24 protein-coding genes are annotated in these 24,437 nt (G+C 36.1%); 14 read left to right on the top strand and 10 right to left on the bottom strand.

Annotation, left to right across the window (positions count from 1 at the left end):
• Window positions 1–260: 260 nt before the first annotated feature.
• From AC27VX_RS19380 to AC27VX_RS19370, 3 genes are all read left to right on the top strand, one after another.
• The gene (locus AC27VX_RS19380) at window positions 261–3,608 is read left to right on the top strand and encodes a methylmalonyl-CoA mutase family protein (RefSeq protein ID WP_236856302.1); all 3,348 of its coding nucleotides are present in this window, start codon (window positions 261–263) and stop codon (window positions 3,606–3,608) included.
• Window positions 3,609–3,840: 232 nt separating this feature from the next.
• The gene (locus AC27VX_RS19375) at window positions 3,841–4,551 is read left to right on the top strand and encodes a Dph6-related ATP pyrophosphatase (protein WP_300686021.1); all 711 of its coding nucleotides are present in this window, start codon (window positions 3,841–3,843) and stop codon (window positions 4,549–4,551) included.
• A 358-nt stretch (window positions 4,552–4,909) separates the two neighbouring features.
• Window positions 4,910–6,016: a serine hydrolase domain-containing protein gene (locus AC27VX_RS19370; RefSeq protein WP_236856303.1), complete on the top strand. Its 1,107-nt coding sequence runs from the start codon at window positions 4,910–4,912 to the stop codon at window positions 6,014–6,016.
• Here the strand turns inward: AC27VX_RS19370 and AC27VX_RS19365 are convergent.
• The 3 genes from AC27VX_RS19365 to AC27VX_RS19355 are packed head-to-tail and all read right to left on the bottom strand — an operon-like array spanning window position 6,000 to window position 7,707.
• Window positions 6,000–6,614 (bottom strand): hypothetical protein, encoded by a 615-nt coding sequence (locus AC27VX_RS19365; protein WP_300686016.1) that lies wholly within the window; start codon window positions 6,612–6,614, stop codon window positions 6,000–6,002. The genes AC27VX_RS19370 and AC27VX_RS19365 overlap by 17 nt on opposite strands.
• A gap of 47 nt (window positions 6,615–6,661) precedes the next feature.
• Window positions 6,662–7,387, bottom strand: a complete 726-nt coding sequence (locus AC27VX_RS19360) for a hypothetical protein (RefSeq protein ID WP_236856305.1) — start codon at window positions 7,385–7,387, stop codon at window positions 6,662–6,664.
• Window positions 7,384–7,707 carry a PadR family transcriptional regulator gene (locus AC27VX_RS19355; protein ID WP_236856306.1) on the bottom strand — a complete coding sequence of 108 codons (324 nt, stop codon included), beginning with the start codon at window positions 7,705–7,707 and terminating at the stop codon, window positions 7,384–7,386. Before AC27VX_RS19355 ends, AC27VX_RS19360 begins: the two co-directional genes overlap by 4 nt.
• A gap of 81 nt (window positions 7,708–7,788) precedes the next feature.
• Between AC27VX_RS19355 and AC27VX_RS19350 the strand changes: the two genes are divergently transcribed.
• From AC27VX_RS19350 to AC27VX_RS19330, 5 genes are all read left to right on the top strand, one after another.
• Complete coding sequence (locus AC27VX_RS19350) at window positions 7,789–8,316, top strand: 2'-5' RNA ligase family protein (protein ID WP_488697401.1); 528 nt, start codon at window positions 7,789–7,791, stop codon at window positions 8,314–8,316.
• Between the two features lie 119 nt (window positions 8,317–8,435).
• The gene (gene ruvC / locus AC27VX_RS19345; protein ID WP_236856308.1) at window positions 8,436–8,990 is read left to right on the top strand and encodes a crossover junction endodeoxyribonuclease RuvC; all 555 of its coding nucleotides are present in this window, start codon (window positions 8,436–8,438) and stop codon (window positions 8,988–8,990) included.
• Between the two features lie 366 nt (window positions 8,991–9,356).
• A complete protein-coding gene (locus AC27VX_RS19340; protein WP_236856309.1) occupies window positions 9,357–10,427 on the top strand; it encodes a DUF4407 domain-containing protein in 1,071 nt (356 codons plus the stop codon).
• 165 nt (window positions 10,428–10,592) lie between these two features.
• Window positions 10,593–11,186, top strand: a complete 594-nt coding sequence (locus tag AC27VX_RS19335) for a phage tail protein (protein ID WP_236856310.1) — start codon at window positions 10,593–10,595, stop codon at window positions 11,184–11,186.
• Window positions 11,187–11,191: 5 nt separating this feature from the next.
• The gene (locus tag AC27VX_RS19330; RefSeq protein WP_488697398.1) at window positions 11,192–11,878 is read left to right on the top strand and encodes a T9SS type A sorting domain-containing protein; all 687 of its coding nucleotides are present in this window, start codon (window positions 11,192–11,194) and stop codon (window positions 11,876–11,878) included.
• A 132-nt stretch (window positions 11,879–12,010) separates the two neighbouring features.
• On the opposite strand, the gene guaB is transcribed toward AC27VX_RS19330, so the two are convergent.
• The 7 genes from guaB to AC27VX_RS19295 form a co-directional block, all read right to left on the bottom strand.
• Window positions 12,011–13,471, bottom strand: a complete 1,461-nt coding sequence (gene guaB, locus AC27VX_RS19325) for an IMP dehydrogenase (RefSeq protein WP_488697396.1) — start codon at window positions 13,469–13,471, stop codon at window positions 12,011–12,013.
• Between the two features lie 183 nt (window positions 13,472–13,654).
• Window positions 13,655–14,161 carry a DUF4252 domain-containing protein gene (locus tag AC27VX_RS19320; protein ID WP_488697394.1) on the bottom strand — a complete coding sequence of 169 codons (507 nt, stop codon included), beginning with the start codon at window positions 14,159–14,161 and terminating at the stop codon, window positions 13,655–13,657.
• A gap of 11 nt (window positions 14,162–14,172) precedes the next feature.
• Window positions 14,173–15,459 carry a DUF4252 domain-containing protein gene (locus AC27VX_RS19315; RefSeq protein WP_236856314.1) on the bottom strand — a complete coding sequence of 429 codons (1,287 nt, stop codon included), beginning with the start codon at window positions 15,457–15,459 and terminating at the stop codon, window positions 14,173–14,175.
• A gap of 16 nt (window positions 15,460–15,475) precedes the next feature.
• Window positions 15,476–16,159, bottom strand: coding sequence for a hypothetical protein (locus tag AC27VX_RS19310; protein WP_488697392.1), 684 nt, complete (start codon window positions 16,157–16,159; stop codon window positions 15,476–15,478).
• The gene (locus AC27VX_RS19305) at window positions 16,134–16,643 is read right to left on the bottom strand and encodes an RNA polymerase sigma factor (RefSeq protein ID WP_236856316.1); all 510 of its coding nucleotides are present in this window, start codon (window positions 16,641–16,643) and stop codon (window positions 16,134–16,136) included. Before AC27VX_RS19305 ends, AC27VX_RS19310 begins: the two co-directional genes overlap by 26 nt.
• Before the next feature lie 100 nt (window positions 16,644–16,743).
• Window positions 16,744–17,904, bottom strand: coding sequence for a putative sugar nucleotidyl transferase (locus AC27VX_RS19300; protein ID WP_488697390.1), 1,161 nt, complete (start codon window positions 17,902–17,904; stop codon window positions 16,744–16,746).
• Window positions 17,905–18,424: 520 nt separating this feature from the next.
• Window positions 18,425–18,676: a type B 50S ribosomal protein L31 gene (locus AC27VX_RS19295; protein ID WP_236856318.1), complete on the bottom strand. Its 252-nt coding sequence runs from the start codon at window positions 18,674–18,676 to the stop codon at window positions 18,425–18,427.
• 185 nt (window positions 18,677–18,861) lie between these two features.
• Here AC27VX_RS19295 and AC27VX_RS19290 point away from each other — a divergent pair, with 185 nt between their 5' ends.
• From AC27VX_RS19290 to AC27VX_RS19265, 6 genes are all read left to right on the top strand, one after another.
• Window positions 18,862–20,271, top strand: a complete 1,410-nt coding sequence (locus tag AC27VX_RS19290) for a hypothetical protein (protein ID WP_236856319.1) — start codon at window positions 18,862–18,864, stop codon at window positions 20,269–20,271.
• Entirely contained in the window at window positions 20,271–20,597 is a 327-nt protein-coding gene (locus tag AC27VX_RS19285; RefSeq protein WP_099768987.1) for a nucleotide pyrophosphohydrolase, read from the top strand. Before AC27VX_RS19290 ends, AC27VX_RS19285 begins: the two co-directional genes overlap by 1 nt.
• A gap of 80 nt (window positions 20,598–20,677) precedes the next feature.
• The gene (locus AC27VX_RS19280) at window positions 20,678–21,901 is read left to right on the top strand and encodes a 3-phosphoshikimate 1-carboxyvinyltransferase (protein ID WP_488697387.1); all 1,224 of its coding nucleotides are present in this window, start codon (window positions 20,678–20,680) and stop codon (window positions 21,899–21,901) included.
• A gap of 81 nt (window positions 21,902–21,982) precedes the next feature.
• Window positions 21,983–22,468, top strand: a complete 486-nt coding sequence (locus AC27VX_RS19275; protein WP_488697385.1) for a hypothetical protein — start codon at window positions 21,983–21,985, stop codon at window positions 22,466–22,468.
• A gap of 16 nt (window positions 22,469–22,484) precedes the next feature.
• Window positions 22,485–23,165, top strand: a complete 681-nt coding sequence (locus AC27VX_RS19270; RefSeq protein WP_488697383.1) for a hypothetical protein — start codon at window positions 22,485–22,487, stop codon at window positions 23,163–23,165.
• Window positions 23,166–23,427: 262 nt separating this feature from the next.
• On the top strand, window positions 23,428–24,426 hold the full coding sequence (locus AC27VX_RS19265) for a phosphatidylinositol-specific phospholipase C (RefSeq protein ID WP_488697381.1): 999 nt from the start codon (window positions 23,428–23,430) through the stop codon (window positions 24,424–24,426).
• The last annotated feature ends 11 nt before the right edge of the window (window positions 24,427–24,437 follow it).

Here is a 24,437-nt window from a genome sequence, read left to right as displayed (position 1 = left end):
CTGTAAAATATTTTGCAAAAGTAGAGAAATTAATTCTAGAATTTTAAGATAGGATAAATTGGAAAAAAACGGTGCGATTCATTATGCCCTGCAGCTCTGAGACTTTTAAATTCTGAAACCTCAGAACTCTCAAACCGAAAAAAGGGGAGATATAATTAAATAGGCTTAAACAAACAAATGAAAATCAATACGATATATTCAAACACAAGGTTCTTTTTTTATTATTATATTTGAGAACTTAGAAACTTTCTAGAATTTTTATGGAAACCCAAAAATATACTCCAACCAACAAGGTAAGAATTGTAACAGCTGCCTCATTATTTGATGGGCATGATGCTGCAATCAATATTATGCGTCGTGTCATTCAGGGAACAGGATGCGAAGTGATCCACCTGGGACATGATAAGTCTGCAGAGGAAGTTGTGAATACTGCGATCCAGGAAGATGCTAATGCTATTGCACTGACATCATATCAGGGAGGTCACAATGAATATTTCAAATACATCTACGACCTGCTGAGAGAGAAAAACTCACCACAGATTAAAATCTTTGGCGGCGGCGGCGGTGTAATTCTTCCCGAAGAGATTAAGGATCTGATGGATTACGGGATCGACAGAATTTATTCTCCGGATGACGGCCGTGAGCTTGGCCTGCAGGGAATGATTGATGATCTGGTAAAAAGATCAGATTTTGCAACAGGAAAAGACGTTACAGCAGGTGATCTGGACTCCATCAGCTTTGAAAACTCTACAAGTATTGCCAAAATCATTTCTGCTGTTGAAAACTTTTCAGAAGAAAAACCTGATTTAGTAAAGGCTATTGACGAAAAATCAAAAGATTTAAATATTCCCATCATTGGTATCACAGGCACCGGTGGAGCGGGAAAATCATCTTTAACAGACGAATTGGTAAGACGCTTTTTACGTTCCAATACTGATAAGAAAATCGCTATCATCTCCATTGACCCTTCTAAAAAGAAAACAGGAGGTGCCCTCTTAGGTGACAGAATTCGTATGAATGCGATCAATGATTCAAGAGTTTATATGCGTTCAATGGCAACCAGAGAAAACAATGTTTCTGTTTCTCCGTTTATTCATTCAGCATTAAATGTCCTTAAGCTGGCTCATCCTGATGTAATTATTCTTGAAACTTCAGGTATTGGACAATCAGGTTCAGAGGTTTCTGATTTTGCTGATGTTTCCATGTATGTAATGACTCCTGAATATGGAGCTTCCACTCAGCTGGAAAAAATTGATATGTTGGATTATGCTGATTTAGTTGCTTTAAATAAATCTGACAAACGTGGCGCTCTTGATGCTCTTCAGGCCGTAAGAAAGCAGTTCCAGAGAAACCATTTATTATGGGAAAGCCCATTGGATGACATGCCTGTTTATGCAACAAAAGCATCTCAGTTTAATGATCATGGAACGACAGAATTATACAACAGATTAATTTCAAAAGTAAACGATAAATTTTCCGATTTAAATCTAAAAACATTTGTTGAACAGGAAATTACTGAGGAAGTAACAATTATTCCTCCAAAAAGAGTTCGTTATCTGTCCGAAATTGTTGAAAACAACAGAATATATGATGCAACTGTTGAAAAACAGGCTGAATTGGCTAGAAAAATGTATCATATTGAAGGGGTAAAGAATATCCTTTCCAATGAAATTTTAGATGCTGAATATCAAAAAGCAGAAAAAGATCTTCAACAGGAAAATATTGACTTCCTGAAAACGTGGGACGATACGAAAAAAGCCTTTCATGAAGAGTTTTATTCTTATTTCGTTCGTGGAAAAGAAATTAAAGTTGAGACCTCTACAGAATCATTATCCCATTTAAGAATTCCAAAAATTGCTTTACCAAAATATACAGATTGGGGTGATCTGATCAAATGGAAAGGCCAGGAAAACCTTCCGGGAGGATTCCCTTTTACAGCAGGAATCTATCCTTTCAAAAGAACAGGTGAAGATCCTACAAGGATGTTTGCCGGAGAAGGAGGTCCGGAAAGAACCAACAGGAGATTCCATTATGTTTCTGCAGAAATGCCTGCAAAACGTTTATCTACTGCTTTTGACTCTGTTACTTTATATGGTCAGGATCCCGCTTTACCACCGGATATTTATGGAAAAATCGGAAATGCAGGAGTCTCTATTGCAACACTGGATGATGCCAAAAAACTGTATTCCGGATTTGATCTGGTGAATGCATTGACTTCAGTTTCAATGACCATCAACGGACCTGCCCCAATGCTTCTGGCTTTCTTCATGAATGCAGCCATCGACCAGAATGTTGAGAAATATATTGCTGAACATGGGCTGGAATCTAAAGTTGAAGCTGTTTTAAAAGCAAAATTTGATGATAAAGGATTAGAGAGACCAAAATACAATGGTGAACTTCCTCCGTCCAATAATGGTTTAGGATTAAAACTATTAGGAATTACAGGAGATGAGGTAATTCCTGCGGAAGCTTATGCTGAAATTAAGGCTAAAACGATTGCGACAGTTCGTGGTACCGTTCAGGCTGATATTTTAAAAGAAGACCAGGCTCAGAATACCTGTATTTTCTCTACTGAATTCGCCCTAAGGCTTATGGGGGATGTTCAGGAATATTTCATTACAGAAAAAGTAAGAAACTTCTACTCGGTTTCTATTTCCGGATATCACATTGCAGAAGCAGGAGCCAACCCGGTTTCTCAGTTAGCATTTACTCTGGCCAATGGTTTCACCTATGTGGAATATTATTTATCAAGAGGAATGGATATCAATGATTTTGCACCCAACCTATCATTCTTCTTCTCCAACGGTATTGATCCTGAATATTCAGTAATCGGACGTGTAGCAAGAAGAATCTGGGCAAAAGCAATGAAGTTAAAATACGGAGCAGACGAAAGAAGCCAGATGTTGAAATACCACATCCAGACTTCCGGACGTTCTCTACACGCTCAGGAAATTGATTTCAATGATATCAGAACAACGCTTCAGGCACTTTATGCGATCTACGACAACTGTAATTCTCTTCATACCAATGCTTACGATGAAGCTATTACCACACCTACAGAGCAGTCTGTAAGAAGAGCAATGGCCATTCAGTTGATCATCAATAAAGAATTAGGATTAGCTAAAAATGAAAATCCATTACAAGGTTCATTTATTATTGAAGAATTAACGGATCTTGTGGAGGAAGCTGTTTATACAGAATTCGACAGAATTACAGAAAGAGGCGGTGTTCTCGGAGCCATGGAAACCATGTACCAGCGCTCTAAAATCCAGGAAGAATCTATGCATTATGAATGGCTGAAGCATACAGGCGAATATCCTATTATCGGGGTTAACACTTTCCTTGGGAAAGACGGTTCTCCAACGGTTCGTCCGGGAGAGGTTATCCGTTCTACTGAAGAAGAAAAGCAGGTTCAGATTGAGACGCTTCATAATTTCCAGAAATCTAATGAAAATAAATCTGAGGAAGCCCTTAGAAAACTGCAATATGCTGCAATCAATCAACAAAACCTATTCGGTGTGATGATGGATGCGGTGAAGTATTGTTCTCTTGGGCAGATCACCAATGCTTTATTTGAAGTGGGTGGTAAGTACAGAAGAAATATGTAGTCCATAGCCGGACAGGCAATTTGAAAAATAAACCGTTTCACGACGGGAAAAATATAAATTAACAACCTCAAAGAGTTTTCTTTGAGGTTTTTTGTATTTTTATTCAGCCGTTGCCAAGATTCAAAAACCTTGACAAGAGTTGAAATTATTAAAAACTGTTAAGCATGAAAAAAGAACTTCCAATCAAAAAACATTTTAAAACTCCTTATTTTTGGGAGATTTTTATTTTTATATGAAACCAAAAGCCCTATTCAACTGGAGCAGTGGAAAAGATTCCGCCCTTACCCTTTACAAAACACTAAAAGAAGATCAGTACGAGGTCACTACCCTACTCACCAGCATCAATCAGGAATTTCAAAGGATTTCCATGCATGGCGTACATGTATCTCTTCTGGAGCAGCAGGCTTCTGCTCTTGGAATTCCTTTAGTTAAAATGGAACTTCCCAAAGAACCTTCTATGGAGGAATATCAGGATATCATGAATGGAACTATGGCTAAGGTTCAAGCTCAGGGTGTCACTCATTCTATTTTTGGAGATATCTTTCTCGACGATCTTCGTCAATACAGAGAAGATCAGTTAAGCAGAATTGGTATGCACGCTGTATTTCCACTTTGGAAACAAAATACATCATATCTCATTCGTGAATTTTTGAGTCTTGGTTTTAAAACTATCGTAACCTGTGTAAATGGCAGCTATCTTGATAAAAGCTTTGCAGGAAGGATTATTGACCAGCAATTCCTTGATGACCTTCCTGAAAATGTAGATCCATGTGGAGAAAACGGAGAGTTTCACACATTCACCTTTGACGGACCTATTTTTAAAAATCCTATTCAGTTTGAAATCGGAGATACTGTAAAAAAAACATATCCGAAACCAAAAACTGAAGCTGCAGAGGAAGATAACGAATATATTTTCTGGTTCTGTGATCTTATTTCAAAGTAACCCTTCATCATTTTAAATAAATCACCTCTTATTTTTTTATCACGGATGCATGATTCCTTTTTATTCATGCATCCGCAGCATAAAAATATTGAGCCACTAACTTTGCTAAATTGATCTGATTTTTCAGAGTCATCCCTTGTCTTATCAATCAGATAACCAATGTATATGACGTTTTTTTTCGAATATTCTTTTATCCTTTCCAGTACATCTATTACTGTTGAACACTTCTGAAACAGCCATTAAACGGATTTAAAAGAGAAATAATTATGCTTCTTAGCATACATTTTGCATCCTGTAAGGCTCTTGAATATTTCATATATTTAAGAGTACGAATTACAATATTAAAAATAAAACACCCGTGATCAAAAATTTAGTATTCCTCACCCTTTTTCTTTTTTTGTTTTCCTGTAAAACTGAAGTTCCTCAGCCTCCGGTTGACAAAAAAGCGATTATTGATTCTACCATAACAGCCTTCCAAAAAACACTTTTGGAACAGCAAATCGATTCTGTATTTAAAAAATATAATTTCAATGGAAGCATTGCTGTTTTTAAAGATTCATTGCCCCTTTACAGAAAAGAAAACGGTTATTCTGATTTTAAAAGAAAAATAAAAATTGACAGCAATACGGTTTTTGCTATCGGATCTATAAGCAAACAATTCACAGCTGTACTCGTTTTACTTCAGATGGAGCAGGGAAAACTTAATGTTACAGATAAGGTGTCAAAATATATAAAGGAGTTTCAGATCAAAGAATATGAAAACATCACGATTCATCAGCTCCTTAACCATACTTCAGGGCTTAATATGACGGGTGGAAAATTAATGTTTAAAAGCGGTTCCGATTTCTTTTATTCCAATGACGGATTTAATACACTTGGTAAGATTGTCGAAAAAGCCTCCGGGAAATCATATGATGACAATATTCTCGAACTTTTTAAAAAAGCGGGGATGACTCATTCTTCGACGGGAGATATTTTTAAAGGAACTCATTTTGCAAGTGCCTACCTTGGTACTGCCTTCAATTTTCAGGAAGTTCCGAACATGCCCAAAAGACTGGGTGGAAAAGACATTGGAACCCCTGCAGGAGGGGTCTTATCTACCATTCAGGACCTTCATACATGGAACAACGCTCTTTATGGCGGAAAAATTTTAAAGCCTGAAACGCTTCAGCAGTTTATGGCAAAAAGTGCAGAAAGACGTCATGCGATCTTTGGAAAAATGGGCTATGCTTATGGAATTATGCTTAACATCGGCAAGCCCAATTCTTACTTTCACAGCGGATATGTAAAAGGATCTCCTTCTTTAAACATTTATTATCCTGACACGAAGACTTCGGTGATAATCCTGTCTAATATCTCGGATGAAGGAAAAGGCAAAGGGCTGGTTTTTAAACCGCATATTGAAGTAAAGAAGATTACGGATAATCTTGAAAATATTCTGGCTCAGCTTAAATCAGGACATTAGTTTTTCTTGCTTTGAAATAAAGAAGCTGGATCTTAACAGCGATAGCATATAAAAAGAAAATTTTCATCACTTCACTTCCTACTAATGTTAAATCATTGTAAAAAAGGTATATCGAAGAAAAAATTATAATACCGGCGGCTGTATTTTTAAGAATCAATGGATGAAAACTTAACTGCATATAATCAAACAGCCTCATTTTTCTGAAAATAAAATTATACCCCAGCAAGCCTGTCATTATTACTAGTAAAGAAACCTGGAAATACATAAACATATCCGGACGGATAAAGATAACGCTTGAAAAAATTAACGAAAAAACAAGTGCATACCATGTAATATTCCTAAACCTCTTCTGAAGTATTTCTTTTTCCAGTCTGGTTATTTTCCTGAACGAAAGCAAGTCTGCTCTTACCATTTCGAGCTCCTGATTCCAGCTCAGTTTGGTTTTTAGGAAAGCTTCCTGAAATCCCACCTGCCCATCATCAATAAGACCTGAGATCTGTTCTGAAAAATGATCTTTAATCTCAAAAAATAAATCTCTGCTTAAATTCTTGGATAAAAGATAATGTACTATCTCTTTTTCTTGTAGTGTAGTTATCATGGAATAATAATTTTTGATATAATTATATTTGAATGTATTGCTTATTGTTATTGAGCAGATGATGTCAGAAAATTCTGCATTTTCACCAGATTCTTTTTGTGTTCAGAAAAATTGAACAGGGTAAAAACAACTCCTGCCTGTAATATAAAAGGGATAAGTAAAGTGAGCAGTACCGGTAAAATTTCACTGTGATTATGTTCTTTAAAGAACTGATACACGTAATTGCCATTCTTCATTTCAACCTGCATCATAGAAAGGCTGCAAATAACCATTAAGCTTATGTTCTGCTGATACATAGTATAAAAGCATTTCCCTTTATATTTAAAATCGGCTCTCATGTATTTCCAGATCTTAAAATTTAAGATCCATGCACTTCCTGCAGCCAATAAAAAGGCACCATTAAGCAGTCTAAAAAAAATCGTATACTCATATTCACTTTTGGCCATAGAAATCAGCATCAGATTAACCCCAAACGACAGCAACGCGATCATTAAGGATTTTTTAAGAAAAGTATTATATTTTTCTTTTATAATTCTCCTGGCCAGTAATGGAATCTTCATCGGGAAAAACAATTGATAACTGACCATTTTAAACTCTCCGCTCCAGGACTCTTTTACTCTCGTAAAGGCTTCCTCAAAATTAAGATTAAGTTCAATCTGGACGTCTATGATCTGCTGAATCATATGATCTCTGATCTCTATGAGAATATCGAGTGAAAGATTTTGAGAAACAAGATAATCTGTAATTCTCCCTTCCTGTACTTCGCTGATCATATGCTAAAGATGGTTTGCAGATTGACAAGATAACTTTTCATTTCACTCTCCTGTTCTGCCTGTTGCTTTTTACCTTTTTCAGTCAACAGATAATATTTACGGTCACGGCCATTGATCTTTTGTATTTCCGAAGTAATTATTCCGTCACCCTCCAGTTTGTGCAATAACGGATACAATGCTCCTTCCGTCATTTCAAGTTCCCCTTCCGTAAGTTCTTTTGCTCTTTGTGTAATCTGGTATCCGTACATCTTCGCCTCTTTTGAAAGCAATTTCAAAATAATATTCTGTAAAGTACCTTTATAAAGACTATTCTTTTTCATGAAATGATTTTAATACATTGCAAACATATGCATAATTTTCTTATGTATTAAAAATTAGTTTAAAAATTTTTAAATTGTTATATGAAAAAGCTCTATTTCATAGCGATTTATCCTCCCGAGGAAATTATTGAAGAAATAAAAGTCTTTAAAAAAGACCTTGCAATGGAATATGGAAACTCCAAAGCTTTGAAAAATGATGCCCATATTACTCTATTCCCTCCTTTTTCAAGAGAATTTGAACTTGAAGATGATGTTCTGACAGCATTTCAAAAAATCAATACCGGAGTTCTTCCTTTTGAAGTTGAACTAAATGGCTTTGGCAGTTTTCCTAATCCAAAAAATCCCGTGATTTTTGTAGAGCCACAGAATAACCTGAATTTAACAGAACTTTATCATCGGGTAAACCAACAATTCAATTTCATTACCTATTCTTTTCATCCACACATTACCGTAGGATATAGGGATCTCAAATGGGAACACTACCTTAAGGCGTGGGAAAAATACAAATTCAAAGAATACAAAACTAAATTTATAGTTGATAAGATTTCTCTTTTACGCCACGATGGAAAATGGATTTCCATTGCAGAGAAAAAACTGGAGCTATCATAAAAATACAATTGACTAGCATAAAAGGTTTTAGCCTATTTATAATTTACTGAATAAGAGTGAAAAGTATTTCCTATATTTTTTCATTCTTAAAAAACTTAGAAAGCCCTATCTTTGAGGCAATGATTTCAGAGAAAATAATTTTAGGTATTGACCCGGGAACAACGATCATGGGATTTGGTATTATCTCCGTTAAAAAAGGTAAAATGGAGATGGTATCCATCCATGAACTGATCTTAAAGAAATACCCCAACCACGAAACAAAGCTCAAATATATTTTTGAAAGAACTTTATCTTTAATTGATGAGTTCCATCCCGATGAAGTTGCTTTAGAAGCGCCCTTCTTTGGAAAAAACGTTCAGAGTATGCTAAAGCTTGGACGTGCTCAGGGAGTTGCTATGGCTGCCAGTCTTTATAGAAATGTTCCCATTACAGAATATTCTCCAAAGAAGATCAAAATGGCCATCACCGGAAACGGAAATGCCAGTAAAGAACAGGTTGCAGGAATGCTTAAAAATCTTCTTAATCTAAAAGAATTTCCCACCAAATATTTAGATGCTTCCGATGGACTTGCCGTTGCGGTATGTCATCATTTTAATTCCGGAACCATAGCTGATACTAAGTCGTATTCCGGATGGGATAGCTTTCTGAAGCAGAATCCGGATAGATTGAAATAAAAAAACAATTTTTAAATTATATAAAGAAAAATAGTATTGCTTTATAAAAGATAAGACCCACCTCAATTGCGATGGATCTTATCTGCAATACACCACAATCATATGTGGAAAATTCTATTTGATTTTGGGGTTGACTTTTTCTTTAAAGTCTCGTTTTCAATTGCTCACTCTTGTCTTTGGATAAATTTATATTGATAAATCTGTAACACCTTCTAATCCTTCACTTACTTTTTTCAAAGAAAATATAGTAAAACACTCATATTTTAGAAAGAAAATAAATACTGGGAAATAATTACTTGGCAAAACATAATACTATCTTTTACATTGGTATGATTTTTAATAGTACATTTGTATAAATTTTCAGGTATGAAAACAAACCAACAAACTATAAATCAAGGAACTCACAGAATAAATTGGTTCCAAAAGTTTCTCATGGTGTGTTCCGGCGGGAACATCCATATTTTAAGAAAGACTCCGAGTGAATGGAATAAATTTGCAGGAATTGGAGGAATTGTACTTTTCACAGCAGTGTTTGCTACACTGTCGGCAGGCTATGCTATGTATACTGTATTTGATGATATCTGGATTGCAGCTGGTTTTGGAGTTCTGTGGGGATTAATGATTTTTAATCTTGACCGGTACATTGTTTCTTCTATAAAAAAGACGGGAACATGGTGGAATCAAATTCTGATGGCCATCCCCCGCTTAATTTTAGCTACATTCTTAGGAATTATCATTTCTAAGCCTTTAGAGCTTAAAATCTTTGAAAAGGAAGTCAATAAACAGCTGAATACCATTATCCAACGGAATAAAAAGCAGCTGCAAGGTGAAATGAGCGGAAGAATTCTACAACAGAGCGGCCCTTTTGAGACTGAGAAAGAACAGATATCCGGAAAGATAGCACAGTATCAGAAGTCATATGACTCTGCATCAGTAGAACTTGAAAAGGAAATATTAGGAAAACAGTCCGGGCTAACCAGTGGAAAAGAAGGTTACGGGCCGAACGCTAAACGTAAACAGGAATTAAAAGAACAACGCAGACAAGATCTTGAGAATTATCAGAAACAGGCAGCACCAAGGCTTGAATATTTAGATAGGGAAATTTCGAAAGTATACACCAATCTGGAAACAGAGAGAAAGTCTACAGAAACATTTGAAGATAAATTCAATGGATTTGCGGCTAGGCTTCAGGCATTGGATGAGCTTGGTAAAAATTCTGCAATAATAGGATTGGCTGCCACCTTTATTATGGGACTTTTTATCTGTCTTGAGATCTCTCCCGTTTTGGTAAAACTAATTTCTCATGTAGGGCCTTATGATTATCTTTTAGAAAAAACAGAAAATGACTTCAAGCTGTATGCAAAGGAAAAGATTGAAAAAGGAAATGCTTTGACTGATCACCGAATTGAAGATTTTAAAGACAATTTAAAAAATTAGCGAATCATTGCAAACGACCCCTAAATAGGTTTAGAGAAAAAATCTATAAAGTTTCGAATTTTAATTAATAAAATCTAACCTTTCATCATATTTGAAAGGTTTTTTCTTTTAATAAACTATTTATGTAAAATATTTTCTAATTTTACATAAATAAATTCTTTTATCATGAAACACTTATTTTTTGCATGTACCCTGCTGGTATGCAGTATACTTGCTCCTTCCTTAAAAGCTCAGGCATCAGAACCATTTTTAGGTCAGATTGCTTTTGTACCCTATATGTTTGTTCCAAAAAACTGGGCAGAATGTAATGGACAGTTACTTCCAATTTCTCAAAATACAGCCCTATTTTCGCTCTTAGGTACCACCTATGGAGGAAATGGCACTACTACATTTGCCTTACCTGATATGAGAGGAAGAATGCTTGTTCATAATGGCCAGGCTCCCGGAGGGCCTACAACTTATACAATGGGACAGACCGGAGGAACTGAAAGTGTAACTTTAAATATAACACAGATGCCGGCACACAACCATACTGTAAATGCTGTAACAGCAGAGGGAAATCAAAACGTACCTACGGGCAGTCTCCCTGCCAATACCAAAGTACTTGATAAGGAATATTCTGATGCACCAACTGATACTACTATGAAAAGTACCATGCTAAGCAACACGGGAGGAAACCAGCCTCATGAAAACAGACCTCCGTTTATTACTCTGAAATGTATTATTTCATTGACCGGAGTTTATCCAGTACAAAATTAAACGTTATGAAACTTCTTTACCTTGCGGGTCTTATCATCGGAAATACAGTTTTTGCGCAGACTATAAATTTTAACGGCTGCCATAATCTGTTTGATGATCAAAACTTTGTTTTTAATAAAACCGGAGTGGATGCTTTTAACAAGAACATCTATATAACAACGCCTATTGACGGACAGCAGCCTTGTGGTGGATTGGGAACCTGCGAATTTAAAATTCAATGGAACAATACCCTTACAAGATGGGAGTTTCTTGCAGATGAAGGAAACGGAACATTTACCAGTCCTTATTTAATTTATTATAACTCTACATCAAATAATTCTCTTCCCTTACCTCCAAACAACAGTGTTGGAACATGGATTGAAAATACTACGGTAACTACCGGAGCATGTGGAGGGAGTCTTACAGCTGCCAATTCTACTATGACAGGTGACGTACAAACTACAACATTGGCAACTTCAGAATTCACCCAAAATAAAATACAGATCTTTCCGAACCCCGTTTCTGATTTCATCCGTATTTCAGGGATAAATAACGGACGGACACTTGAAATCTATAATGTGGACGGACGTCTTGTGAAATCTGAAATCTTTGATTCGAAGATTGATGTTTCACAACTTACTTCCGGAGTTTATATATTAAGGATTACCACCAAAAATCTTCAGCAGCATGAATTTAAATTTCTTAAAAAATAAAACCTATTAAGCAAATAAACTACAGTAAGCTTTCGGAATTTCCGGAAGCTTTTTTACTACTGAATATTAATATAAAAAATGGGACTGTCTTAACTTTAAGACAGTCCCATTTATATTTTAATTTTTTAATTCTTATAAAGAATAGTTTGGAGCTTCCTGTGTAATAATTACATCATGCGGGTGAGATTCTTTCAATCCGCTTCCTGTGATCATTACCAATTTGGAATCTTTTTGTAAAACTTCAATATCTTTAGCTCCACAATATCCCATACCTGCTCTTAAACCTCCTGTTAACTGGAAAATCACATCTTCTAATTTTCCTTTATGAGGCACTCTTCCTTCAATTCCCTCCGGAACGAATTTCTTAGCTTCACTCTGGAAGTATCTTTCTTTTCCACCTCTTTTCATTGCAGAAAGGCTTCCCATTCCCTGATAAGATTTGAATTTTCTTCCCTGGAAAATAATTTCTTCTCCCGGGGCTTCATCTGTACCAGCTAACAGTGAACCAAGCATTACTGCTCCTGCCCCACTTGCGATAGCTTTTACAATATCACCGGAAAGTTTAATCCCTCCATCAGCAATCACGGTTACATTTTGTGATGTAGCATACTCATAAACGTTATAAATAGCAGATAGCTGAGGAACTCCTACCCCGGCAACCACACGGGTTGTACAGATAGAACCAGGCCCCACACCTACTTTTAGAACATTAGCTCCTGCTTCAATTAGATCTTTTGCTGCTTCTGCCGTTACAATATTTCCTCCCACAATATCCAGATCGGGATATGTTCTTCTGATTTCTGAAATTTTATCCAAAACCCCTTTAGAATGTCCGTGAGCAGAATCAATAGCCACAATATCAACACCAGCATTCACTAGCGCCGCAATTCTGTCCATAGTATCTTCTCCTACACCTACTCCGGCTCCTACGATAAGACGACCTTTTTGATCTTTATTTGAATTGGGATACTCCAGCTGATTGTCAATATCTTTAATCGTGATTAAACCTACAAGTTTGTTATTCTGATCTACAATCGGAAGTTTTTCAACTCTGCTTTTAAGAAGAATTTCCTTTGCTTTCTCAAGGTTCGTATTTTTATCAGAAGTGATCAGATTTTCTTTCGTCATGATCTCCTCAACCTTCATTTCAAGGTTTTCCTGATATTTTACATCTCTGTTGGTAATGATCCCGATCAGTACATTATCAGTATCTACTACAGGAAGACCAGAAATTTTATATTTGGCCATTGTTTCCTTAGCTTCAGCTAAAGTATGATCTTTTGAAAGAGTGACAGGATCAGAGATCATTCCGTTCTCGGAACGCTTTACACGATTAACTTGTGCAGCCTGCTCAGCAATCGTCATATTTTTGTGGATAAAACCTAAACCTCCAACTCTTGCTAATGCAATAGCCAGATCAGCTTCTGTAACGGTGTCCATAGCAGCGGAAACTATCGGAACATTCAGCGTGATTTTGTCGGTAAGTCTTGATTTTAATGATACCTGGTTAGGTAAAACTTCTGAATAAGAAGGGACTAGAAGAACGTCATCGAAAGTGATGGCTGTCTCTACAATTTTGTTATGAATAGACATCTTTACTTTCTTTGCAAAATTAGGTTATTTTGACGAGATATAAAAATCCTTTTCAATAGTTTAAATAAAAATTAATAATCAATAACTTAAATCGAAAAAACCGTTCTTTTAAAAAGAACGGTTCATCACAAAATAAAGTTAATATATTCGAAACTACTTGTTATCGTTATGGGGAGGCTTTAATCAGTTGTTTACAGAAACAGAATTGATCATTTTTGAAATATCGCTGGTGGTAAAGTTTCCTTTCACATCCACAAATACCAATTCTTTTTGCTTTGAGCCTACGGTAATCAACATATTTTTTATTGTTTCACCATCCTGTTTTACGCGAATATTGATATTATCGCCTTCGTGTTTAATGGTAGCCCATTCTTCGTAATGATTATCACTTAGATATTGGTTATAATCATTAATCATTTTCTCGCTTCCGTTGGCTACAGTAAGAATCTTAATTTTGGAGGCTTTTTTTACCAGATTGATAGTTTCTTCATTTTCGCCATCCTCTTTTAAAGCTTTCTTGATATAAGATTTGGCCAGAGCTGTCGGAACATTAATACTCATAAATTTAACTCCTTTGAAATCATATTTCGAATTCGTGAAGAAATCTATATTCGGTTTTTCTGAGACAACACAGGATTGAAGCACCCCTATGGTCAATATAATAAGGAAAATGTTTTTAAGAGTTTTCATTGGCTTTGGTTTTATTTGGTTTGCTTAAAGCTCCCTCCTGAAACTTTATCTACTTTAGCATCCAGTTCCGGATCACCTTTTAGCTTCACAGAAGCTCCTGAAGAGACATTTACCTTCAGTTTATCTGTCACAAGCAAAGAAAGACTTGCTCCTGAGGTGGATTCAGCGACTGCTGTCCCAATTCTGAGATCATCTGCTTTACAGGAAGCACCACTGTTAATATCAATGACCGCAGATGCTGCCTGCCCTGATAAATTAACGCTTGCTCCACTGGAGATATCCAATGCTAATTTCGGAACTATCACTTCAGCCTTCACTACTGAACCAGAATTTACGGTAACTGATACTGCATTTCTGATATCAAATTTTCCTTTAACAATAGATCCCGATTCTGCTTCAATCAGCATGTTATTTTCTTCAACAGAATTAATAGCTGTGAAAGTACTTCCTGAAGATGTTTTAATTCCATTCAGATTAGGTGAAGAAACATTGACATTCAGATTTTTAAACCTAAGATTTCGCGCTCCTTTGTTGTCTACATAAATCTTTAAAACTCCGTTTTCTACTTTAGTGATAACATTCTGAAGCTTATCAGCATCAGCAATGACTTTTACGCTTTTTGTATTTTCCTGTTTATAAATCACATTCACCCCAACACTCACATCTATTTTTGAGAATTCTCCTACATTTCGGCTGTCTCCATTCAGGTAAGAAGAAGTATTGTCTGAAGTCAGATCATTCGTCAAAGAAGTTTTCACAGAACTCGCTGTAATATCACTTGAGTTAATAATCTTGTTAACATCGGACATCTTCATTTTTCCGTTGAGGATAAAAATAATATTCTCTTCTTTAGAATCAACGTTAAAAACCAGATTTTCTAGATAGTTATCTTTTTCGTCTTCAGCCAGAAACTTCATGGAAGTTCCATCGCTGTTCATTGACATCAGCTCATTGAAATTCAGCGATTTCAATGCTCTGTTAACTTTCTCTGATCTCTGTTCGTTGAGCTTTATATTCTCAGCGTTTTCTCCTTTCAAACCGTCCGGAAAGGTCGCTTTGGGAATGATCAGAATCTTAAGACCATCCACTTCGTTTAGGATAGGTTTTATTTTCCCAACATATGCATCGTTAACATCAATAGTATTCAAAAGCTTAAACATCGGCTTTTTAATATTGATAGAAGTAACTCCGCCATTTTTCTCAAAATCCTGAAAAAGCTGGTTCAGTTTATCAGTCTGTGCAGAATAAGTTGCAAAACTGTTCAGAATTATGGCTATTATAAAAAATATTTTTTTCATGAGATTGATCTGATTTTTAGTATTCACTGTCAATGTTTTCGTTTTTCTGAGAAGAAGCTACCGTTTTTTTGAATTCATTTCCCAGTTTCATAAAGGAATATTTGGCAACATCTATAGCTTCTTTTTCACTGCTGATCCTTTTACCGTTTACCGTAACATACGAGTCATTGTAAGCTGTAGAATCACTTATTTTTTTGTTGTTGTACGAAGAATTGCTCACATACCGCGGTTTAGCTTCCTTTTTCAGCCTTCCCCGTTTTGGCAGAATCTGATCCATCACATCTTTTTCCGCTACCTGATTATCCTGAAAAAGAGAATCTTTTTTTACGCCGGAAATAGAATCAGTATGGTTTACTGCTACCTGCTCCTGATGATCTCTGTTTTCTTCTATAAATCCGGACTTTTGCTTTAAGATTTCATCTTTCACCAACTTTTCTCTGTCCTGAACACCTGTATAGGAATCTTTATTATTAAGGAAAAATCCGATACCAAAGAGCAGCATTACACTGGCTGCCATCCAGAACCATTTGGGGAAAGAAGGTTTTTTCTTTTCTTCCAGAGGAATAATCGGGGCGGCATTCTTATCCGTTTCTTCACCTTCTGCCTTTTGAAGAAAATCTTCAAAGCTCCAGTCCATTTTTTCTTCCTTTATATTCTGGAAGATCTGGTCGTATTTATCTTGTAATTGATCTTTTTTCATAGCTCATCAGTTGTGAGATTTGTTCTTTTACTTTTTGTCTTGCCCGCATAAGGTTTACCCTTACCGCATTTTCTTCCATTTCCAGCATTTCAGAAATTTCAGAAATATCATACTCTTCTACATCTTTCAAATGGATAACCATTTTCTGTTTTTCCGGGAGCTGATTGATAAATCCTACAATATGTTCCTTAAGGTTATCAACTTCCATACTGTAGAGCTCCGAGCGATGCAGCTGCATATCCGCAAAACCGATCTTTACATCGTGATGCTTCAGCCGGTTCAGGCATTCGTTCCGGACGGACTTCAGCGCATAGGACTTAAAATTCCCAAACTGCCCAAGCTCATCCCTCTTTTGCCAAAACTTCATCATGAGATCCTGTACTACATCTTCCGCTTCATCACTGCTCATGACGAATCGCTTCGCAAAACGATACATCTCGTCTTTGAGAATAAACACCGTATCCTTGAAAGTTTCGTGGGTCATGAGTTTTGTTTCTTATAGGTAAGACAACTGCCGTTTCCAATCTATTACATCAAAAATAAAAAAACTTCAAAAAAAAATTGAAGTTTTTATTATATATAGATTAATACGTATCAAAAATATGTTTCAGAATAGCCTTATCCTGATCTGTTAAAGCCACTTTTCTTCTGGCCATGGCTCGCTCTGCCACTTCATAAGCTTTATCAAGCTTGAATCTTTCATCATCTTTCAATCCTCCCCATGAAAAGTTTTCCACAAGATTTGGGGGAAAACCTGGCTTGAAAACATTAGAGGCTACTCCAATCACAGTTCCGGTATTCAATTGTGTATTGATTGCTGTTTTCGAATGGTCTCCCATGATCAGCCCTGCAAACTGTAACCCTGTATCTTCGAAAACTTTTGTTCTGTAGTTCCAGAGTTTAACGTGGCTGTAATTATTTTTAAGATTGGAAGAGTTGGTATCAGCACCGAAATTACACCATTCTCCTATGACAGAATTCCCGATAAACCCTTCGTGCCCTTTACTTGTATATCCAAAAATAATAATATTATTAACCTCTCCTCCTACTTTACAGTGAGGGCCGATAGTAGTTGCTCCATAGATTTTAGATCCCAGATTAAATTTAGAATCTTCTCCAAGGGTAATAGGTCCCCGAAGATGGCAGCCTTCCATTACTTCAGCATTTTTACCAATATAGATTTTTCCGGTTTTGGTATTCAATGTTGAAAACTCAATCTCCGCACCTTCCTCTATAAACAGATCTTTCTTATCTCCCAGAAAACCATTGGTTGAAGACAGCTCCTTTGAAGTGCGTCCTTTGGTAACCAGGTCAAAATCAAAATCCACTGCATGATTGTTGTATGTAAATAGATCTTTTGGTTTTTTAAAGAAAATAAGCTCCTCTTTGATGTCTGTCATTTTTTCAATCTGATTCAGAGAAAAACCTTTCATATTGATTTTAGCTGCGATCAGTTCATCTTCATAAACCAATGCTTCTCCCGGTTTAAGGTCTTTGATCTGCTGAATAACAGTTTCTGTAGGAAGGAAATTCGGAACCAGAAAAAGGCTTTCTTTATCCTCAGGGCTTTTAAATTTATCCTGAAGGTACATTTCCGTGAAATAAGATACTTCTGTGTTTTCCAGAATTTTCTGCCATCTCTCGGAGAAGGTAAGGATTCCGCATCGCATGGCAGCCACCGGGCGGGTAAAAGTAAGCGGAAGAAAGTCTTCCCAATATTGTGCGTCTGAAAATACTAATTGCATTTTTTAGAAATTAGAGATTAAAGGTTAGGCATTACATGCTGAAAGTTCCAGTGGAGTTTTTTGTCCGGGGTGAATTTTCAGATTTTAATTCTATCTGAACAAAAATACGAAAAGATGTGAGAAGTCAGGATAGAGAGGTAATATTAAAAACCAAGACGTCAAGGTTCAGTAAATCCTGAACAATACCATTGAATATTTTTTTTAGAATGTAAAGAGTAAGTGATGCTGAGGTTTTACCTTAAGAAAGTAAGGAAATATAAGTTTGCAAAGAATCACTTTCGCTGATCATATTTTTATGTTACAAAATGTATTGATCATCCATCTCCTTAGCCCCGATAATAACGGTTACCCCGCAGCAAAGATGGCAATTTGGAGGGTTTGAAGAGGCAAAAGTGTGGCGCGAGGAGTATGAGTGGATAGCGGGATGAAGCTCCCAAACAGGACTAAAGCTCTGAAAATAAAATCATAAAAAAAGTCTCCCAAATTATTGGAAGACTTTCATATTTTAGTTATACAAAAATTACTTAGCGAATTTTTTGTATTTGTTCATGAACTTATCAACTCTACCTGCAGTGTCAACTAGTTTTACTTTACCAGTGTAGAATGGGTGAGAACTTGAAGAGATTTCCATTTTGATCAGAGGATACTCCTTTCCTTCGTACTCGATAGTGTCTTTTGTTTCTGCAGTAGACTTGCAAAGAAACACCTCGTCGTTACTCATATCTTTGAAAACAACAAGTCTATAATTTTCTGGGTGGATTCCGTTTTTCATAATACTATTTTTAAAAAAATTTTAAGGTTTGCTTTCGAAATAGTAATGGATATTTCTCTGCTAATTTTAGGTTGCAAAAGTACAACATTTTTTCTAATTTCCAAATACTGAATTCAATTTTTTTTATTGATAAGAAAATTAAAGTATTTTCGTTAAATTTGGAAATTACTTAAACTTTAATTTCAATGAAATTCAAATTATTACTGGCTTTTTCTTTCTGGATATTACTTGCAGCAGTATCATGTAATAAGGATGATATCACGTTTGACAGTCCTTCGCAGCAGCTAAGTTTTTCAAGAGACACTGTATTTTGTGATACCGTATATCATCAGGTACGTTCAGAAACCTATGTTGTAAAAGTATATAATAATGAGGATAAAGACATTCTTATTCCAAGAGTAAATCTTGAGAAAGGCGGTTCTTCATTATATAGAATTAATGTAGATGGAAAGCCCGGGTATGATTTCAAGAATGTTCCTTTGAGAAAGAAAGACAGTCTTTATATATTTGTTGAAATTTCACCGGAGGCAACCGGCCCGGAAGCTATTGCTGAAGATAAGATACTGTTCTCAGGTCCTGCCGGTGAGCAGCACGTTACTCTTTTCTCTGTAGTACAGGATGCTGAGTTCTTTATTCAGACTCCAACTAATCCTAATGTGATCACCAGCTCTACGACCTGGAATAACAATAAAGCTAAGATCATTTACGGAGATCTTACCATTAATCCTAATATTACCTTGGATATCAATCCGGGAACGAAAGTATATTTTCACAAAAACAGCGGAATGAAAGTATCTTCCGGAGCTGTTCTTAATATTAACGGCACACAGACCGATCAGGTGATTCTTCGGGGTGACAGAAATGATTCTTATTATGATACTATTTCTAAAAACTGGAACTCTATCAGAATGGCGGCCAATTCTACCCTTAATATGAAGCATACAAGGCTTTTCGGAGGGACAAGAGGGTTGGATATGAGACAAACGAATGCTACTATTACCAACTCGTTCATTCATACTTTCTTTGAATACGGAATTTATGCTGTAGGTTCTACAGTGAATGCCAGCAATCTTGTTATGAATAACTGTGGTTTATCCTGTATTGGTATTTTCAGAGGTGGAAAACACAGCTATACACATGCTACCATCGCTAACTATTCAAGCTCAATGGGAAGCTTTGACAGAAAAGGAATCTTCGCAACGAATGAATGGAAAAATGATGCGGGGCAAACGGAACAGGGGGCTTTACAGCAGCTTAGTATAAAAAACAGTATCATCTATTCGGACAGAGATAATTCTGTACATGTGGAACCCACTCCCGGACAGCAGTTTGAGTATCTTATTCAGAACTGTCTCCTGAAATATTCAGGGACATCGGAAGCCGGCTTCCCTTTTGATAACAATACCAATGTGGTGCAAAGTATCAAAAATACGGATCCTCAGTTTGTCAATTATTTTACGGCAAAAATGAATTTAAGAGTAAAATCCACATCTCCGGCTATAGGAAAAGGCAATACAGCAGTAGCAGCAACAGTACCTTTTGATATCGTGAATGTACCGAGAACGACAAACCCAACTCTAGGAGCTTATCAGTAATGGAAATCACTCAACTGCAACAACAGGTCGATGAATGGATAAAAACCATCGGCGTAAGATATTTTAACGAGCTTACCAATATGGCCATGCTAACGGAGGAAGTAGGCGAAGTAGCGAGAATCATCGCCAGAAGATACGGTGAGCAAAGCGAAAAAGAAAGTGATAAAAGCAAAGATCTGGGCGAGGAGCTTGCGGATGTACTTTTTGTAACATTATGCCTGGCTAACCAGACCGGAGTGAATCTGCAGGATGCTTTTGACAAAAAAATGAAAATCAAAACTGACCGGGATAAAGACCGGCATCAGAATAATGAAAAATTAAAATAATCTTTCTGATATCAGATTTCAGATCACGCAATCTAAATGTTTGAAATCTGATGTCAGAATTCTGAAAAACTGAAGAAATAATGAAGCTAGAAAAATCAACATTACTCAGCAATAAAACAGTACAGATCAGCGGTTCGAAAAGTATTTCGAATCGTTTATTGATTCTGGAAAGCCTGTTTAGCAATATAAAAATCGGCAATTTGTCTAATTCTCAGGACACCCAGTTACTGAAAAAGGCATTATCTGCGGATACAGAGGTGGTAGACATTCACCATGCGGGAACAGCAATGCGCTTTCTTTCCTCTTTTTATTCTATCCAGGAGGGAAAAACAACAGTACTTACCGGTTCTAAGAGAATGAAGGAAAGACCTATTAAGAATCTGGTTAGTGCGTTAAGAGATCTCGGAGCAGAAATTGAGTATATGGAAAATGAGGGTTTCCCTCCTTTAAAAATTACCGGAAAAAAGATCACTCAAACTTCGGTACATGTTCCTGCGAATATTTCAAGTCAGTTTATTACTTCCCTGCTTCTTATTGCGGGAAAACTTGAAAACGGATTGGAAATCCAGCTGGTAGGAGATGTTACATCAAGATCTTATATAGAAATGACGCTTGATATCCTGACAAAGATTGGGATAAAAAACAGTTTTGAAGGAAATACCATTAAAGTAGAACCTTTTACTCCGGAGATTGATGCAGCCGCCATCCATTATGAGGTGGAAAGCGACTGGAGCTCGGCATCATACTTCTACTCTATCTGTGCCCTGGGAAGAGAAACCATGCATCTGAAAAGTTTTTACAAAGAGTCTACTCAGGGAGATTCTGCAATTGCAAAGATTTATGAAGATTTCTTCGGAATTAAAACCACGTTTACCGAAGATGAGCACAAGTTAACTCTGGAACCTCAGCAGGGGTTTTCTTTCCCTGAAAAAATTATTCTGGATATGAACAACTGTCCGGATATTGCACAAACTCTTTGTGTAACTGCTGCTGCGTTAAAAATTCCTTTTGAAATTTCAGGATTGGGAACCTTAAGAGTGAAGGAAACCGACAGACTTCTTGCATTATATAACGAACTGAAAAAACTGGGTACCGAAACAACATTTACTGATTTAACAATTGAATCTATCAGTTTCGGGGAGCCTGAAGACTATATTTCAATCAAAACTTATCAGGATCACAGAATGGCAATGAGCTTCGCACCTTTTTGCCTGGTGAAGGAACTTAATATTGAAGATGAAGATGTGGTGGAAAAGTCTTACCCAATGTTCTGGGAAGATCTTGCCAATATCGTTAAGAATTAATTTAAAAGTTAACATGTAGTAATTTGGAAGCAGGCATATATTTTGATTTCAAATTACTACATTTATATATAATGCTGCTTGATGAAATACCTGATCTTACTGGCTTTATCTGTTCCCACCATTCTTTGGTCACAATATCTGCGGCCTAATGAAGAAATTATCTATTCCTTTGAAACGAAAACAGGAAAGAAAATGGCATTGGTAAAGGATAAAGAGAATGAATATATTCAATATCGATTTGGAATCAGAGATCATATAGAAATGGAATTTCCTAAGGAAAGAACCAAGGAAAGCTGGAAAAAATTCAAATACAATTCTTACCTAAGAGGCGGAGGAAAGCAAAATTCAGGAATGGACCTCAACTATCTGTCATTTACCAATAATGGCTATCAGTATCAACTGTTCAAAACTTACTATGCAGAAGATGAATCCTATTCTACAGGAATCACTATCACAGACTCTAAAGGTAAGGAAACGAATATTACCGGACTCTACAAAACAATAAAAGGCTGTATGTGCTATCTGGGAGATTCAGGATTGATAGAAAAAGAAGATTCCGGGTTATAACTTCAAGAATGTCTGTATGAAAAAACTTCTTCCTCTCGCTGCCGCCTTATTCTCTGCTGTTTCTTATGCACAGGAGCTTAAAGCATTCTCATTACCAAATGGTTATACAAAGATTACAGAAATTAAAGGTGATCTGGACAAGGATGGAAAAGATGAAATCATACTTGCCTTTGATACCAATCAAAAAGCATCAGTAAACGAAGACGGTTCTGATACTAACGATTACAAGAGAGTTTTCTATATTCTAAAAAATGAAAATGGAAATCTTGTCATCTGGAAAGAAAATACATCCTTACTTTTTTCAAGCGGATACGGCTTTTACCCTTCTGATAACAATCTTGATATCTCTATTAAAAATAACTGTCTGATTATAGGGCAGCAGTTTTCTACCAACTCCAGACATACACAGGAATACAAGCATACTTTCAGATTCCAGAATGGAGATTTCTACCTGATAGGTTCTTATGATAATTTCAATGACACCTGCGATTTTAATTTTACGAATGAAATCAATTTTCCAACAGGAAAGGTTATTATTGACGATGAATATTCTACCTGTGATGATGATGCCAAAGTACCTGAAAGTACTCACAAAGAGTTTACCTACAAACTCCGGACTCTGATAAAGATGCATGATTTCAAAATTGGAGATCACAAATTCAAAATTCCGGATTCCAGCAAAGAATTTATTTTTTAAAGCAGGAAGTTCTTTTCTGTAACTTTTTTTACCCTTACTGTTTTAAATGCAATTTCATTATAAGGACGTAAAAAATAGCTGTAAAGACATCAGGTTTTATAGATATTTCTTCCTGTTTTTATTTTTCAGCCCATTTTAAATTTAAAAATTCGTCATTTTTCAGATTCTTTATTGATAACAACTTAATTATCTTTTAAAGTTAAATTAACTCCTTCTATTTTGATATATTCTTATTTTTAGATTACAATAAAAATAAAAAACTATGTTCAAACAAAGCATGAGACGCTTATCAGCAATCACTTTTGGTATTGCTGCTGCAAGTCTTTTTTTTTCCTGTTCCGATGACAACATTATCGAAAAAGATTCTAAAGAAACTACCACCTCATCTTTAGGAAAAGCAAATTTCAAAACTTCTTTGGCTCCTATTGAAATGAATAGCTGGATGGCCAGCCTGCAGGATAATATCTCACTTTCTAAAATATCTATTCCCGGAACGCATGATTCCGGAGCACGTATAGATGCCCCTGTAATAACAGGTACAGCGAAAACACAGGATCTCAGCATCAGCGAACAACTTAATGCAGGGGTTCGCTTTCTGGATATTCGCTGCAGACACATTGATAACTCTTTTGCCATTCATCATGGTGCTATTTATCAGAATTTAAATTTTGATGATGTCCTTAATGCCTGCTATGCATTCCTGCAAAGTCATCCTTCAGAAACGATCATCATGTCTGTAAAAGAAGAGTACGATGCTTCCAATACCACCAGAAGTTTTGAAAGTACTTTTGATTCGTATGTTCAGAAAAATCCTTCAAGATGGGATTTAGGAACTGCTATTTCCAACCTGGGAGACGTAAGAGGAAAAATAAAGTTGTTAAGAAGATTCTCTGCGGGAACATCGAAAGGAATCAATGCAACTTCATGGGCTGACAATACGACATTTGAAATCAACAATCCGGGAGCATCACTGAAAGTTCAGGATTATTATAAAGTGACCAATAATGATGATAAATGGAACGGAATCTCCAACCTGCTGAATGATGCAAAGAATGATGCAAACGGTAAGCTTTTCATCAATTTCACAAGCGGTTACAAGCCGGGAATCTTTGGAATACCAAGTATACCTACAGTTTCAAACAATATTAATCCTAAGCTGAAAACATTCTTTCAGAATAATACTCATGGATCTTATGGGATAATGCCAATTGATTTTGTAAGTGCAGAATTGTCTGAGCTGATCATCAAAACCAATTTCTAATTTAATTGTTT

This window comes from Chryseobacterium sp. 14P4.3.2 (assembly GCF_057799275.1).
The sequence above is the reverse complement of the archived record's forward strand: the minus strand, read 5'-3'. Positions and strand labels throughout refer to the sequence as shown.

Bases quoted from the DNA above. Each gene is read 5' to 3' on its own strand.
- AC27VX_RS19380 (WP_236856302.1), top strand. From the start codon at position 261: ATGGAAACCCAAAAATATACTCCAACCAACAAGGTAAGAATTGTAACA.
- AC27VX_RS19375 (WP_300686021.1), top strand. From the start codon at position 3,841: ATGAAACCAAAAGCCCTATTCAACTGGAGCAGTGGAAAAGATTCCGCC.
- AC27VX_RS19365 (WP_300686016.1), bottom strand. From the start codon at position 6,614: ATGATAACTACACTACAAGAAAAAGAGATAGTACATTATCTTTTATCC.
- AC27VX_RS19360 (WP_236856305.1), bottom strand. From the start codon at position 7,387: ATGATCAGCGAAGTACAGGAAGGGAGAATTACAGATTATCTTGTTTCT.
- AC27VX_RS19355 (WP_236856306.1), bottom strand. From the start codon at position 7,707: ATGAAAAAGAATAGTCTTTATAAAGGTACTTTACAGAATATTATTTTG.
- AC27VX_RS19350 (WP_488697401.1), top strand. From the start codon at position 7,789: ATGAAAAAGCTCTATTTCATAGCGATTTATCCTCCCGAGGAAATTATT.
- ruvC (WP_236856308.1), top strand. From the start codon at position 8,436: ATGATTTCAGAGAAAATAATTTTAGGTATTGACCCGGGAACAACGATC.
- AC27VX_RS19340 (WP_236856309.1), top strand. From the start codon at position 9,357: ATGAAAACAAACCAACAAACTATAAATCAAGGAACTCACAGAATAAAT.
- AC27VX_RS19335 (WP_236856310.1), top strand. From the start codon at position 10,593: ATGAAACACTTATTTTTTGCATGTACCCTGCTGGTATGCAGTATACTT.
- AC27VX_RS19330 (WP_488697398.1), top strand. From the start codon at position 11,192: ATGAAACTTCTTTACCTTGCGGGTCTTATCATCGGAAATACAGTTTTT.
- guaB (WP_488697396.1), bottom strand. From the start codon at position 13,471: ATGTCTATTCATAACAAAATTGTAGAGACAGCCATCACTTTCGATGAC.
- AC27VX_RS19320 (WP_488697394.1), bottom strand. From the start codon at position 14,161: ATGAAAACTCTTAAAAACATTTTCCTTATTATATTGACCATAGGGGTG.
- AC27VX_RS19315 (WP_236856314.1), bottom strand. From the start codon at position 15,459: ATGAAAAAAATATTTTTTATAATAGCCATAATTCTGAACAGTTTTGCA.
- AC27VX_RS19310 (WP_488697392.1), bottom strand. From the start codon at position 16,159: ATGAAAAAAGATCAATTACAAGATAAATACGACCAGATCTTCCAGAAT.
- AC27VX_RS19305 (WP_236856316.1), bottom strand. From the start codon at position 16,643: ATGACCCACGAAACTTTCAAGGATACGGTGTTTATTCTCAAAGACGAG.
- AC27VX_RS19300 (WP_488697390.1), bottom strand. From the start codon at position 17,904: ATGCAATTAGTATTTTCAGACGCACAATATTGGGAAGACTTTCTTCCG.
- AC27VX_RS19295 (WP_236856318.1), bottom strand. From the start codon at position 18,676: ATGAAAAACGGAATCCACCCAGAAAATTATAGACTTGTTGTTTTCAAA.
- AC27VX_RS19290 (WP_236856319.1), top strand. From the start codon at position 18,862: ATGAAATTCAAATTATTACTGGCTTTTTCTTTCTGGATATTACTTGCA.
- AC27VX_RS19285 (WP_099768987.1), top strand. From the start codon at position 20,271: ATGGAAATCACTCAACTGCAACAACAGGTCGATGAATGGATAAAAACC.
- AC27VX_RS19280 (WP_488697387.1), top strand. From the start codon at position 20,678: ATGAAGCTAGAAAAATCAACATTACTCAGCAATAAAACAGTACAGATC.
- AC27VX_RS19275 (WP_488697385.1), top strand. From the start codon at position 21,983: ATGAAATACCTGATCTTACTGGCTTTATCTGTTCCCACCATTCTTTGG.
- AC27VX_RS19270 (WP_488697383.1), top strand. From the start codon at position 22,485: ATGAAAAAACTTCTTCCTCTCGCTGCCGCCTTATTCTCTGCTGTTTCT.
- AC27VX_RS19265 (WP_488697381.1), top strand. From the start codon at position 23,428: ATGTTCAAACAAAGCATGAGACGCTTATCAGCAATCACTTTTGGTATT.